Annotated in this window: 11 protein-coding genes; 6 read left to right on the top strand and 5 right to left on the bottom strand. The window is 70.8% G+C overall.

Annotated elements, in window-relative coordinates:
- Positions 1-6: 6 nt before the first annotated feature.
- From ABTX78_RS17235 to ABTX78_RS17225, 3 genes are all read right to left on the bottom strand, one after another.
- On the bottom strand, positions 7-585 hold the full coding sequence (locus ABTX78_RS17235) for a helix-turn-helix domain-containing protein (RefSeq protein ID WP_352207610.1): 579 nt from the start codon (positions 583-585) through the stop codon (positions 7-9).
- A 186-nt stretch (positions 586-771) separates the two neighbouring features.
- Positions 772-3,393, bottom strand: a complete 2,622-nt coding sequence (locus ABTX78_RS17230) for an ABC transporter permease/substrate binding protein (protein ID WP_352207609.1) — start codon at positions 3,391-3,393, stop codon at positions 772-774.
- Positions 3,386-4,549, bottom strand: a complete 1,164-nt coding sequence (locus tag ABTX78_RS17225) for a quaternary amine ABC transporter ATP-binding protein (RefSeq protein WP_352207608.1) — start codon at positions 4,547-4,549, stop codon at positions 3,386-3,388. The genes ABTX78_RS17230 and ABTX78_RS17225 overlap by 8 nt, the downstream gene beginning before the upstream one ends.
- A 360-nt stretch (positions 4,550-4,909) precedes the next feature.
- Between ABTX78_RS17225 and ABTX78_RS17220 the strand changes: the two genes are divergently transcribed.
- Both ABTX78_RS17220 and ABTX78_RS17215 read left to right on the top strand, forming a co-directional pair.
- On the top strand, positions 4,910-5,818 hold the full coding sequence (locus ABTX78_RS17220) for a 5'-3' exonuclease (RefSeq protein WP_352207696.1): 909 nt from the start codon (positions 4,910-4,912) through the stop codon (positions 5,816-5,818).
- 48 nt (positions 5,819-5,866) lie between these two features.
- Positions 5,867-6,709, top strand: a complete 843-nt coding sequence (locus ABTX78_RS17215; protein ID WP_352207607.1) for a siderophore-interacting protein — start codon at positions 5,867-5,869, stop codon at positions 6,707-6,709.
- Between the two features lie 414 nt (positions 6,710-7,123).
- On the opposite strand, the gene ABTX78_RS17210 is transcribed toward ABTX78_RS17215, so the two are convergent.
- Complete coding sequence (locus ABTX78_RS17210) at positions 7,124-7,813, bottom strand: MerR family transcriptional regulator (protein ID WP_352207606.1); 690 nt, start codon at positions 7,811-7,813, stop codon at positions 7,124-7,126.
- 137 nt (positions 7,814-7,950) lie between these two features.
- Between ABTX78_RS17210 and ABTX78_RS17205 the strand changes: the two genes are divergently transcribed.
- The 4 genes from ABTX78_RS17205 to ABTX78_RS17190 all read left to right on the top strand — a co-directional run bounded on the left by ABTX78_RS17205 (position 7,951) and on the right by ABTX78_RS17190 (position 11,298).
- Positions 7,951-8,430: an ABA4-like family protein gene (locus ABTX78_RS17205; RefSeq protein ID WP_352207605.1), complete on the top strand. Its 480-nt coding sequence runs from the start codon at positions 7,951-7,953 to the stop codon at positions 8,428-8,430.
- Positions 8,431-8,592: 162 nt separating this feature from the next.
- Positions 8,593-9,177, top strand: a complete 585-nt coding sequence (locus ABTX78_RS17200) for a sigma-70 family RNA polymerase sigma factor (RefSeq protein ID WP_352207604.1) — start codon at positions 8,593-8,595, stop codon at positions 9,175-9,177.
- Entirely contained in the window at positions 9,174-9,917 is a 744-nt protein-coding gene (locus ABTX78_RS17195) for an anti-sigma factor (protein ID WP_352207603.1), read from the top strand. The genes ABTX78_RS17200 and ABTX78_RS17195 overlap by 4 nt, the downstream gene beginning before the upstream one ends.
- Positions 9,918-9,930: 13 nt before the next feature.
- On the top strand, positions 9,931-11,298 hold the full coding sequence (locus ABTX78_RS17190) for a cryptochrome/photolyase family protein (protein WP_352207602.1): 1,368 nt from the start codon (positions 9,931-9,933) through the stop codon (positions 11,296-11,298).
- Between the two features lie 41 nt (positions 11,299-11,339).
- Here the strand turns inward: ABTX78_RS17190 and ABTX78_RS17185 are convergent, their stop codons facing one another.
- The gene (locus ABTX78_RS17185) at positions 11,340-12,614 is read right to left on the bottom strand and encodes a class I SAM-dependent methyltransferase (protein ID WP_502993891.1); all 1,275 of its coding nucleotides are present in this window, start codon (positions 12,612-12,614) and stop codon (positions 11,340-11,342) included.
- Positions 12,615-13,303 lie beyond the last annotated feature (689 nt).

Genomic DNA, 13,303 nt, shown 5'->3' with positions numbered 1-13,303 from the left:
GCCGGCCTACGGCTCCGGCGTCTCGAGATGCTCTGCGACGGTGACCACGACGATGCGGGTCTCCGGCAGGGTCGCCCGCCACCGGTGCCGTACCCCGCCGGACAGGAACAGGGTGTCACCCCGGACCAGGCGGTAGGCGCGGCCCTCGGCCTCCAGCTCCACCGCCCCGTCGGCGATGTACATCAGCTCGTCGTTGCGGTGCTGGAACTCTCCGCCGGTGTCGTGCTCCCCGGTGAATTCCAGGGCTTCGAGCTGGTGACGGCCGCGGACGAGCCGCCGGGCCCTCGGCACGGGAGGCGCGTCGTCGTCCTCGTCGGCGCGTACGACGGCGACCGTGCGGGCGGCGTCGGAGGCGGCCAGCAGCCGGCTCGTCGTGGTCTCCAGGGCGTCGGCGACCCGCTGGAGGGAGCGGACGCTGGGGCGGGCGCGTTCGTTCTCGACCTGGCTGAGGAAGGGGATGGACAGGCCGCTGCGCTCGGCCACCGTGGCAAGGGTGAGGTCGAGCGCGCGGCGGCGTCGGCGCACGGCGGCGCCGACGCGAAGACGCTCGGTCTCCTTCGGGTCCTTGCCGTCCTTCTCGTCCATCTGCCGGGCTCCCCTTCCCCTGGTCTGTCTTCACCTTACGCAGCATCGGGGTCCGACCGCTCCCGCATCAGGTCACGGGCCCGGGGCCGGCGGGGAAAGCCGGACGGGGCGGCCCCCGCCTCTGGCGGGAACCACCCCGTTGCGCTCCGGGCACGGCGGGAACCCCGCCGTCACTGTGTGCGACCGCTACTGCGGTGCCATCCGGTCGGCGATGCCCGGGTTCTCCTTCATCCAGGCCTTCACCGCCTCCTCCTCGTGTCCCGTTCCGCGCTTCTGGATCTCGTTCTCCAGACCGGCGAGCTGCTCCTCGCTGAGCTTGAAGTTCTTGAGCCAGGTGGTCAGCCGCGGATAGTTCTTCGGGAAGTCCTTGCTCGCCACCGTGTGGATCCGGTCCCCTGCGCCGAAGGCCTTCTTGGGGTCCTTCAGCTTGGTGAGGCCGTACTCGTTGTAGGCCCAGTGCGGGGTCCACAGCATGACGGCGATCGGTTCCTTCTTGGCGTACGCCCGCTTGAGCTCGGCGAGCATGCCGGGGGTGGAGCTGTCGACGACCTTGTACTCACCGTCGATGCCGTAGCCCGGCAGGACTTTGTTCTTGAGGATGTTCATGGTCTCGGTGCCTGGCTCGATACCGACGATCCGGCCTTTGAACTCTCCAGCACGGCCCTTGAGATCGTCGAGCGAGTCGACACCCTTCACATAGGAGGGCACCGCGATCTCCAGTGAGGTGGGCCCGTACCAGGAGCCGACGTCGGTGAGTTTGTCGCCGTACTTGTCCCAGTACTTCTTCTGGGTGTTCGGCAGCCAGCCGTCGAACTGGACGTCGATCTGACCGCGCGACATCGCGGTGTACATCGGACCGACCTCGAACTGCTTGAGGTTCATCCTGTACCCGCGCTCCTCGAGGACCGCCTTCCACAGGTAGGTGGCGGCGATGTCCTCCTCCCACGGGAACCAGGCGACCTCCAGCGGGCGTTCGCGCTCGTCCTTGCCGTTCGCGGCCTTGCCCGCCTCGGCGACGGGGGTCCACTTGTCGGCGAGCCCGGGGTTCTTGGCCAGCCAGTCGCGTACGGCGTCCTGCTCCTTGCCCTTGCCGGTCTTCTGGATCGTCGCTTCGAGGTCCGTGAGCTGCTTCTCGGTCATCTCGAAGCTCTTCAGCCACTTGCCGACCTGCGGGTTGTCCGCCGAGAAGCCCTTGCGCGCGAGCGTGTGCACGCCGTCGCCCTTGCCCCACGACACCTTGGGGTCCTTGAGCTTCTTCAGGTCGTAGGTGCTGTAGGCCCAGTGCGGCGACCACAGCGTGGTGACGATCGGTTCCTTCTTCTCGTACGCGCGCTTCAGCTCGGCGAGCATGCCGGGCGTCGACCCGTCGACGACCTTGTACTCGCCCTCCAGGCCGTACTCCTTGAGCACCTTGTCCTTGAGCAGGCCCATCATTCCGGCGCTCGGCTCGATGCCGATGATCCGGCCCTTGAACTGCGCCGACTTCCCCTTGAGGTCCGCCAGCGAGTCGACACCCTTCACATAGGAGGGCACGGACAGCTCCAGGGACGTGGGGCCGTACCAGGAGCCGAGGTCCTCCAGCTTGCTCCCGTACTTCTTCCAGTACTGGGCATGGGTGACGGGCAGCCAGGAGTCGGTCTCGAAGTCGATCTGACCGCCGGCGAGTCCGGTGTACAGCGACCCCGCCTCCAGTTGCTTGGTCTCGACCTCGTAGCCGCGCTGCTCCAGCAGCTCCTTCCACAGGAAGGTGGAGGCGATGCCCTCGTCCCAGGGGATGTAGCCGATGGAGACCTTCTTGCCCCCACCCACGTTCGAGGCGTCGGACGCGTCGGCGGACTTGGTGCCGCCGAACATGCCCATACCGCCCGCGACCAAGGCGAGGACGACAACACCGACGACCGCGACGACGGGCTGCGGGCGGTGGTCCCAGATCTTCAGCCCGCCGGTCAGCGCCTTGGCCCGGGCGATCGCGCGACGGCCCAGCGGGGATACCTGCCGGCCGAGCGCGCCGGTGATCCGGTCCAGGTACATGGCGAGGATGACGATGGAGATGCCCGCCTCGAAGCCGAGACCGATGTCGACGTTGCCGATGGCGCGGTACACGGCGCCGCCGAGCCCGCCGCCGCCGACCATGCCGGCGATGACGACCATGGACAGGCCCAGCATGATGACCTGATTGATGCCGGCCATGATCGTGGGCAGCGCGAGCGGCAGCTGTACACGCAGCAGGGTGTTGCGCGGAGTGGTGCCGAAGGCCTCGGCGGCCTCGACGAGTTCCTCGTCGACCTGGCGGATGCCGAGCTCGGTCATCCGTACGCCGGGCGGCAGCGCGAAGACGATGGTGGCGATGATACCGGGCACCACGCCGACGCCGAAGAAGATGATGCCGGGGATCAGATACACCATCGCCGGCATCGTCTGCATGAAGTCCAGGACCGGCCGGGTCACCGCGCTGACGGTCTTGGAGCGCGAGGCCCAGATGCCGAGCGGAACGGCGATCACCAGCGTGACGATGGTGGCGACGAGCACCAGCGAGAGGGTCGACATCGCGTCGTCCCACAGCTCGATGGAGTCGATGAGGGCGAAGCCCGCGAAAGCGAGCCCGCCGGCGAGCAGTCCGCGCAGCCACCAGGCGACGACGGCGAGCATGCCCGCGAACAGCAGCGGTTCGGGTGCGGAGAGCACCGAGTCGATGCCGTCGTACATCCCGGTGACGACCGCGCTGATGGCGTCGAACAGCCAGGAGAGGTGGGACTGGAGCCAGTTGACACCGCTGTCGACCCAGTCGCCGAGATGGAGCCTAGGCACTGGCCACCGCCTTGTCGGCCGCGTCGGCGTCGCCGGCCGTGGCGACGATCTGCGCGGGGGCGGTGCTCTGCGGCGGTACGGGTGCCGGGGTCATGGGCTCGCCGAGGACGGCGAGCAGCCGGGCACGCGGCACGACGCCGATGAGTTCGCCCTCGTCGTCGACGACGGCGACAGCGACACCACTGGTGGAGCAGGGCGTGAACAGCTCGATGATCGACGTGTCCGCGGAGACGGTGGCGGGAGCGGCGGCGAGTACGTCGCGGGCGCCCTTCAGCTCCTTGCCGTTGTCCGTCCTGCTGCCGTACGCCGTCTCCGGGTCGGCCATGATCGCGCCGGCGGTCAGGACGCGGGAGCGGTCGACGTCCTGGGTGAAGGAGGCGACGTAGTCGTTGGCGGGCGTGACGAGGATGTCCTCGGCGGTGCCCAGCTGCACGATCTCGCCGTCGCGCATCACGGCGATGCGGTCGCCGAGGCGCATGGCCTCGTTCAGGTCGTGGGTGATGAAGACGATGGTCTTCTTCAGCCGCTTCTGGAGTTCCAGGAGCTGGTCCTGCATGTCGCGGCGGATCAGCGGGTCGAGCGCGCTGAAGGACTCGTCCATCAACAGCAGATCGGCGTCGGTGGCGAGCGCGCGGGCGAGGCCGACGCGCTGCTGCATACCGCCGGACAGCTCGTCGGGCCAGGAGTTCTCCCAGCCGGCGAGGCCGACCATCTCCAGTGCCTCGGCGGCGCGGCGCTCGCGCTCCGGGCGGGCGACGCCCTGCACCTCAAGTCCGTAGCCGGCGTTCTCCAGAACGCTGCGGTGCGGGAAGAGCGCGAAGTGCTGGAAGACCATGCTGATCTTCGTGGAGCGGACGGTGCGCAGGTCGCGCGGGCTCAGGGCGGTGAGGTCCTGGCCGTCGAAGAGGACACGTCCGGCAGTGGGGTCGAGCAGCCCGTTCAGCATGCGCAGCAGCGTGGACTTGCCGGACCCGGAGAGACCCATGACGACGAAGATCTGACCCGGTTCGACCGCGAACGAGGCGTCGATGACCGCTGCGGTCGTGCCGTCGGCGCGGAGCTCGTCACGGCCGGCTCCGCCTTCGAGCCTGCTCACCGCTTCGTCGGGTCGTCTGCCGAACACTTTGTACAAGTGCTCGGCTTGCAGCCTGGACACATACACCTCACCCATCGAACCGAAAACGGTCTGCCACCCCCGACTGGCAGACCGTGGAGCTTCGCGAGGTCGGCCCGCTTGCCCGAGACAATGGTTGAAACATGCACGGGGTCCGCTCCGGGCCCGCGCCTTCCCTGGCGGGAACAAGCCAAACGAAAGAGTGACCCAGGTCACCTCCATTCCGCCCCGGGGGCCGTTCACCCCTTGGCCCGTGGCTCTCCGTCGGGCCGGCCGCGGTTTTCCGTGGGGCTCGCTCGCCGGGGTTCTCCGCGGGGCTCGCAGAGGCCCTCGATGGGACCCGCCGGGTGGGAGCCGACTGTCGGTGGGGTGCGGCATCATCGGGGTGTGACGCGACGCCTGATGCTCCTCGACACCGCTTCCCTGTACTTCCGTGCCTATTTCGGGGTCCCCGACTCCGTCCGAGCGCCCGACGGCACCCCGGTCAACGCCGTGCGGGGGCTGCTCGAGTTCATCACGCGGCTGGTCCAAGACCACCACCCCGACGACCTGGTGGCCTGCTGGGACAACGACTGGCGGCCGCAGTGGCGGGTCGACCTGATCCCCTCGTACAAAGCGCACCGCGTCGCCGTCGAGACGGAGCGGAGCCTCCCGGACGAGGAGGTGATCCCGGACACCCTCTCACCGCAGGTTCCGGTGATCGCGGCGGTGCTGGACGCCCTCGGCATCGCCCGGGTCGGCGCCGACGGGTACGAGGCGGACGACGTCATCGGCACGCTCACCGCGCGCGCCACCGGTCCGGTGGACATCGTCACCGGCGACCGTGACCTGTTCCAGCTGGTCGACGACGCGCGCGGCCGGCGGGTGCTGTACCCGGTCAAGGGCGTCGGGACACTCCAGATGACGGACGAGGCCTGGCTGCGCGAGAGGTACGGCGTGGACGGCCCCGGGTACGTGAATCTGGCGCTGCTGCGGGGCGACCCGAGCGACGGCCTGCCCGGTGTGCCCGGGATCGGCGAGAAGACCGCGGCCAAACTGCTGGACACCTTCGGTGACCTGGCCGGAATCATGGCCGCCGTCGACGACCCGGCCGCGAAGCTCACGCCGTCGCAGCGCAAGCGGCTCGACGAGGCGAGGGACTACGTGGCGGTCGCGCCGACGGTCGTCCGGGTCGCGTCGGACGTCGAACTGCCTCCGTTCGACCCCGCCCTGCCCACGGAACCGCGTCATCCGGAGACCCTGAACGAACTGGCGGCGCAGTGGGGACTCGGCGGCGCGCTGCTGCGCTTGCTGGGTACTCTTCGCGCCTGAGGTGTTAACTTAGGTAAGCCTAAGCAGCACGAGTTCAGGGAGACCGCCGTGGCAGAACGACCGGCCCGCACGTCACCGAAGGCCTACGAATCGCGGGTGGTGCACACCGAGCACCTCACCCCGCACATGGTGCGCGTCGTCCTCGGCGGCGAAGGGCTGGCGGGCTTCGGCCTCGACGGCTTCACCGACCACTACGTCAAGCTCCTGTTCACGCCCGAGGGCGTCAGCTACCCGGAGCCGTTCGACATGGACAAGATCCGTGCGGAGTTCCCGCGCGACCAGTGGCCGGCGAACCGCACGTACACGGTCCGGAGCTGGGACCGGGACAGCGGCGAGCTGACGATCGACTTCGTGGTCCACGGCGACGAGGGGCTCGCGGGACCCTGGGCGGCGCGGGCCCGCGTGGGTGACACCATGCGCATCCTCGGCCCCGGCGGCGGATACGCGCCCGACTTGGCGGCGGACTGGCACCTGCTGGTGGGCGACGAGAGCGCGCTGCCCGCGATCGCCGCTTCGCTGGAGAACATGCCGACGGGCGCGCGGGTGCACGCCTTCGTGGAGGTCGACGGACCCGAGGACGAGCAGAAGGTCGTCACCCCCGACGGAGTGGAGATCCACTGGCTGCACCGCTCGGGCCGACCGGTCGGCGAGGCGCTGGTGGCGGCGGTGACCACACTGGACTTCCCCGAGGGCACGGTGTGCGCGTTCGTCCACGGCGAGGCCGGCTTCGTGAAGGAACTGCGCCGCCATCTGCGACTGGAGCGGCAGGTACCGCGCGAGCAGCTGTCGATCTCGGGCTACTGGCGACTGGGTCAGAGCGACGAGGCGTGGCGCGCGGTGAAGCGCGAGTGGAACGAGCAGGTGGAACGGGAGCAGGAACAGGCGGCCTGACGACGCGTCGGGGGCGTACGCCTGGGGCTGATGGCCGAGGGCTGAGCCTGAGCGGGGCCGTATCCGGGGCGTGGCGGAGCGCCTCGGCGAATGTGCGCACACGCGGGTGCCGGGCCGCCTGTTCTCGCCCGGTGCGCACCGACGACGAACGACGGCCCGGGCGCCAGCACCTCGGCACGCCCGCCCCGACAGGTGCACACCCCATGCCTCGACCGAGCAGGGGACGCCCGCACGTCCGCCCCCGGCAGGTGACACCGCGGACCCGCCGGCGACCGAGCCCGCGCCTCGGCCGAGCACCGGGCGCCCGTACCTCGGCCGTAGGCCCGGTCCGTACCCACGGCCGCCGGCCGATCCGCACCCGCGCCACAGGTCAACCGGGCAACCCCGTACCCGCACCCGCCCGACACCCCGCCTTCAGCCCCGCACCCCTTCGTGCGGCTCCCCCACCCCGGCCGCCCTCGCCACCCCTCCCTGGCCGTTCCAGGACACCCACGCCGACCCGTCCGCCTGCGCGATGCGGCGCAGCGACGCCAGTAGCGCGTCCCCGAGGACCGTGCCGACGACCACGCTCTCCACCAGGTCGTCCAGGCCCGCCCGGCGCGCGACGTACGCCAGGTCCGCCCGGGCCACCTTTTCCGCCGCGTCCGCGTAGGCGTCGAGCACTTCGGCGAAGTCTCCGTGGCCCGCGCGCCCCAGCGCCGCCAGGGCCGTGGCGAGCGCCTCCGCGGCCGTGGAGTCCTCGTCGACGAGCCAGCCGCGCCTGGCGATCAGGTCCCTGACCTGCACGCGGGCGGCCTCCCCTGCGGCATCCGCCTCCGCCTCGCCGTACCGGGGGCCGATCAGATCCGTGGCCACGCCCAGCACGCTGTGCACCGACTTGCCGCCGTCGTCGACGGCGGCGAGTACGTCCGCGACGGCCGCCACCCTGAGGCCGCCGACATCCAACAGGGCGCGGATCAGGCGAAGTCGGCGTTCGTGCGCCTCGTCGTAGGCCGCCTGGTTCGGGCTGGTCAGCCGGCCGGCGGGCAGGAGCCCTTCGCGGACGTAGTACTTGATCGTCGGTACCGGCACCCCGGTCCTGCGACTCAACTCCCCTATGCGCACGACGTGTTCATCCTTCCGCCCTTGCCGGTACACGGCGCCGTCATAGATAGTAAGGCTATCCGATAGTGGGTAGTTCCACTATCCATTGCCACTTCCCCGGCGACTCGGGCCATCGGACCCGGAAAGGAGCTCGCGCCATGACCGCCTTCCTCTTCCAGCTCTCCTTCTATCTGGCGAGTCCGGTGTGGCTGCTGATGATCTTCGCGCCCACCCGGCGTATCACGGCCCGCGTCGCCGCGTCCCCGCTGACCGTCCTTCCCGTACTGGTCGTCTATATGACCCTGGCTGTCCCGGTCCTCCCGGAGATCTGGACGGCCGTGAGCAGTCCGGACCTCGACAGGTTCCGCGATCTGACCGAACTGGCGGGCGGCGCGGGCGCGGTGTGGGCGCAGGTCATCGCCTGGGACCTGCTGCTCGGCCAGTGGATGTACCTCGAAGGACGGCGGCTGGGGATCAGCCCCCTGGTGATGAGCCCGCTGCTGGTCTTCACGATCCTGCTCTCCCCGCTGGCGTTCCCCGTCTTCCTGCTGCTGCGCGCGGTGCGGACGCGGTCCGCCGCCGGTGCCGCGGGTGAGGCCGACCGGAGCACCCGGCCGGTGTCCGTTCAGGGGCGTTGAGGGCTGTCCGCCCGAACCCGCTCCCACCGACGGGTACCTGCGGGACCGGCTGCCCGATCCTCGTGCGACCATCTGCGAACCCGGACCAATCCGCAGCACCAGCAGCACCGAATGCCTGGTGATTCTGTCCGGACGAGATGCCCGCACAGTGGAGGAAGCTGCGTGAACGACGCCGTACGCATCGGCGGTCCCGCCTCGGCGCGACCGGATCTGCAACAGTTGCTCGCCCTGGTGGCCCGTGGTGACCAGGACGCCTTCTCGCGGGTGTACGACGCGGCGTGCGGACCGGTACTCGGCCTGGTCCGGGCCGTGTTGCGGGATCCGGCCCAGTCGGAGGAGGTGACCCAGGAAGTGCTGATCGAGGTGTGGCGCACGGCGGCACGTTTCCAGCCGTCCCGCGGATCGGCCATGACCTGGATCCTCACGCTGGCCCACCGGCGCGCCGTGGACCGCGTCCGGTCGGCGCAGGCGGCCACGGACCGCGAACGGCGGGCGGCGCTGCTGGAGCGGACACCCGCGTACGACGAGGTCACCGAGCAGGTGGAGGCCCGGCTCGAACGCGAGCAGGTACGGCGGTGCCTCGGTGGACTGACCGAACTCCAGCGCCAGTCGGTGACCCTCGCGTACTACCGGGGTCTGGCCTACCGCGAAGTGGCCGAACTGCTCTCCGTGCCGCTGGGCACGGTCAAGACGAGACTGCGCGACGGGCTCATCCGGCTGCGCGACTGCCTGGGGGTGAGCGCATGACCACCGCTGATCTGCACACGCTGACCGGCGCCTATGTGCTGCACGCGCTGGCGCCCGACGAGCGCGCCGAGTTCGAGCGGCACATGGAGAACTGTCCTTCCTGCGAACAGGAGGTACGGGAACTCGCCGCGACGGTGAGCAAGTTGGGGATGGCCGCCGCCGTGGTCCCGCCGCCCGCGCTCAAACAGCAGGTGATGCGCAAGATCTCCGCCGAGCGTCAGCAGCCGCCGCGCGTCACCCGGCTGCACGCTGGCCGCCGCCGCGGCCGAGGGCTGTCCCGCTTCGTGCTGGCGGCCTGTCTCGCTGCGGCAGCCGGCTTCGGCGGGGTGTCGTTCTGGCAGCACCAGGAGGCTCAGGACGCCCGCCGGGCGGCGCAGCGCGCCGAGCAGCAGACGGCCGCACTCGCCGCGGTCCTCGCCGCGCCGGACGCCCAGGTCAGCAGCACCGGGCTGCAGGGCGGCGGTCGCGGCACGGTCGTTGTCTCCAAGAGCCGCAACCAGGCGGCCTTCCTCGTCTCGGGCCTGCCCAGGCCGCCGGCGGGCAAGGTCTACCAGCTCTGGTTCGACGACGGCGGCACCATGCGGCCGGCCGGTCTGATGAACCCGGCCACCGCCGACAACGCGCTCCTGATGGACGGTCCCGTGAACGCGGCTACCGGCATGGGCGTCACCGTCGAGCCGGCCGGCGGCTCGCCCGAGCCCACCAGCGACCCCGTGGCTCTGATGAACTTCCCCACCTGAGGAAGGACGGCTCATGAGTGTTGCGGTCATGCTCTTCACCTCCGATCTGCGGGTGCACGACCAACCGGCTCTGCGCGCCGCCGTGCGGGGCGCGGACGAGGTTGTGCCGTTGTTCGTGGTGGATCGCGGGGTGCAGCGTGCGGGTTTCGCCGTGCCCAACCGCCGTGCCTTTCTTGCGGATTGCCTCGCCTCGCTCGACGCAGGTCTGCGGGAACGGGGCGGCCGTCTGGTGATCCGTATCGGCGATGTCACCGAGCAGGTGTGCCGGGTCGTCACCGAGTCCGGCGCCCGCGCGGTGCACATCGCCGCCGGCGTCAGCCCCTACGCCAAACGCCGGGAGGATCTGCTGCGCACGGCGCTGACGGCGGTCCGATGCGTCCTGCATGTGCACGAGGGAGTCACCACCGCCGTGCCGCCGGGGCAGCTGACACCCGCCGACCACAACCACCACTCGGCGTTCGGGCCGTACTTCGGCAGCTGGACCCGGACGGCACTGCGCGAGGTGGTGGCGCCGCCGCACGCCGTGCCGGTCCCCGAACTGGCGGGCCATCCGCTGCCCCGGCGCACCGCGGTGACCGGGGCGTCACCCGCGGTCGCCAGGGGCGGTGAGCACGAGGGACGGCAGCGTCTGACCGCCTGGCTCGACAGCGGCGGCGGCATCGAGGCGTACGGCAGGCGGCACGACGATCTGTCCGGGGACACCACCTCGCGGCTCTCCCCCCATCTGCATTTCGGCACCCTGTCCGCGGCCGAACTGGTCGGGCGGGCACGGCGCGTGGGCGGGCCGGGCGCGGACGCGTTCGTACGGCGGCTGGCACGGCGGGACTTCCACCACCAGGTCCTCGCGGCCCGGCCGGACGCGGCGCACGCCGACTACCGTCCGCGCGGGGACCGGTGGCGCCGGGACGAGAAGGACATCACCGCGTGGAAGGAGGGGCGCACCGGCTGCCCCGTCGTGGACGCGGGCATGCGGCAGTTGCTGCACGAGGGCTGGATGCACCACCGCTCCCGGCTGCTCGCGGCGGACTACCTGACGAAGACGCTGTACGTGGACTGGCGTATCGGGGCGCGTCACTTCCTGGATCTGCTGGTCGACGGGGACATCGCCGACAACCAGCTCAACTGGCAGTGGGCCGCCGGCACCGGAACGGATCCCCGGACGGACAGGGTCCTCGATCCGCTCGCGTCGGCGCAGCGCTGCGACCCGTACGGTGACCATGTGCGCCGCTGGGTTCCCGAACTCGCCGAGCTGACCGGGCCCGAGGTGCACCGGCCGTGGGCGCTCGACGATCTGCGCCGGGCCCGGCTCGACTATCCGGAGCCACTGGTGGATCCGGAGGAAGGCCGGGCGCGCTGCGAGCAGGCCCGCGGTCAGGTCTGACCCGGGGCGCTGTCAGAAGCCGCGGGTCCGCGCCGGGCCGGTCATGAACCCGGTCCGTCCTTGGTCAGCAGCAGCTGCTGCACGTCCAGACAACCGGAGCGGAAGCCCGCTTCGGAGTAGGCGAGATAGAAGGTCCACATCCGGCGGAAGGTCTCGTCGAAACCGAGGGCCGCGACGTCGGCGGCGCGCTCCGTGAAGCGTTCGCGCCACAGCCGCAGGGTCTCCGCGTAGTGCGGTCCGAAACTGTCCCGCGTCGCCACGCGCAGAGCGGTGCAGCCGCCGACGACCTGCTCGATCGCCTCGGTCGACGGCACCATCCCGCCGGGGAAGACGTACTTCTGGATCCAGGTGTGCGTGCTCCGGGAGGCGGTCATCCGCTCGTGCGGCATGGTGATGGTCTGGAGGGCCACCCGGCCGCCGGCCGCGAGCAGACGGTCCAGCGCCATGAAGTAGTCCGGCCAGAACTCCGCGCCCATCGCTTCGAGGGTCTCGCCGCTCACGATGGCGTCGTAGCACCCGAGGACGTTGCGGTAGTCCCGCAGCAGGACGGTGACCCGGTCATCGAGACCCGCCCGGCGGATCCGGCGGCGGGCGAGCGCCTGCTGCTCCCGGGAGAGCGTCACGGTCAGCACACGCGCCCCGCGCTGCGCCGCGCGGATCGCCAACTCTCCCCAGCCCGTGCCGATCTCCAGCAGCTGGGTCCCGGCGGTGACGTTCGCACGGTCGAGCAGCCGGTCGATCCTGCGGTGCTGTGCGGCGGCCAGCAGGTGCGGCTCGGCGGGGAATCCGCGGAAGAGGCCGGAGGAGTACGACAGGGTCTCGTCGAGGAAGAGCGCGAACAGCTCGTTGGAGAGGTCGAAGTGGTGACTGAAGTTGGCCTGGGCGTTCTCGGCGGTGTTGCGGTGCTCGGCGGGCTGCGGTGTCGCCCAGGCGCCACGCAGCCGCTGCAGCGTTCCCGGCACGAGCGAGGCGGCGTTCTCGGCGAGCACGGTGAGAACACCGACGAGATCACGAGCCTCCCACTCGCCCGCCATGTACGACTCACCGAAACCGATGAGCCCGCTGTGCCCGATGCGCCGGAAGAAGCGCGGCGGCTCGTGGACCTCCATGAGCGGCCCTCCCCGCCCGACCGGCTCCCCACCACCGAGGCGCACCCGCAACGGCAGCCGGCCGAGCGCACGACGCACGAGCCGTTCGGCGACCGCCGTCCGCAGCGGGGAGTTCCTGGGCAGACCGGCCACGTCGGGCCAGCGCCGGGCATCGACGGGGGCGGTGCGCGGGCGCGCGGGGGACGCTGAGGACACGGACACGGTCACTTCACACCCTCCTGAGGAACGAGTACTGGACCAGGCCCTACGAGCAACACGCTCGGGAACAGGCCGGGTTGGGCCCTGCGGTGCACGGCAGGACGCGAACGATCGCCGGGCGCCACTTCGAGGGAGCGCTGCACGCCGTCCACCACGCGCAGCCGGGAGACACCGCTGCCCACCACGGCCGCGCGAGGCCGGTTCGCTGTCATTCCCGCTCCCTCCGGCGTCCGACACCGTCACCCAGGGAGGCATTCGGTGCCGGAGGGGTAGCGGATTGGTCAGGATCGACCTGTTGTCGGAAGACGGTCAGCTCGGCGAAGACGTCGAGAGGCCGGCGGTCCCAGAAGACGGCGATCTCCGCGCGTCGGGGCCGGACCCCTTTCCGCCCCCTCGCGTCGCGATCGCTCCACGAGACCTCGTACCGGACGGACGGGGAGTCGCTGGACGGCGGGAGGGGGACGGGGGCGCAGGAGGGGGGTGTCCGGACGTCAAAGCTTCAGCAACTCGCGCGAAGCGCGGTGAGAAAGCAGTCCGGACACCCCCCTCCGAAGAACCCGGCACCCGCACCCACCCACCCACCCACAGGACGCGTGCCCGCACCGCAAGCCACCCGCACCCACCCACACGTGGACAGCCCGCACCACAGGGCACCCGCACCCAACAGGCGGCCAAGCCACAAGCCACCCGCCCCGCAC

The sequence above is a fragment of the Streptomyces sp. NPDC096193 genome (genome assembly GCF_040302905.1).
Classification (GTDB): Bacteria; Actinomycetota; Actinomycetes; order Streptomycetales; family Streptomycetaceae; genus Streptomyces.
Note: the sequence above shows the minus strand (reverse complement) of the source record. Positions and strands in the feature narration are given on the sequence as shown.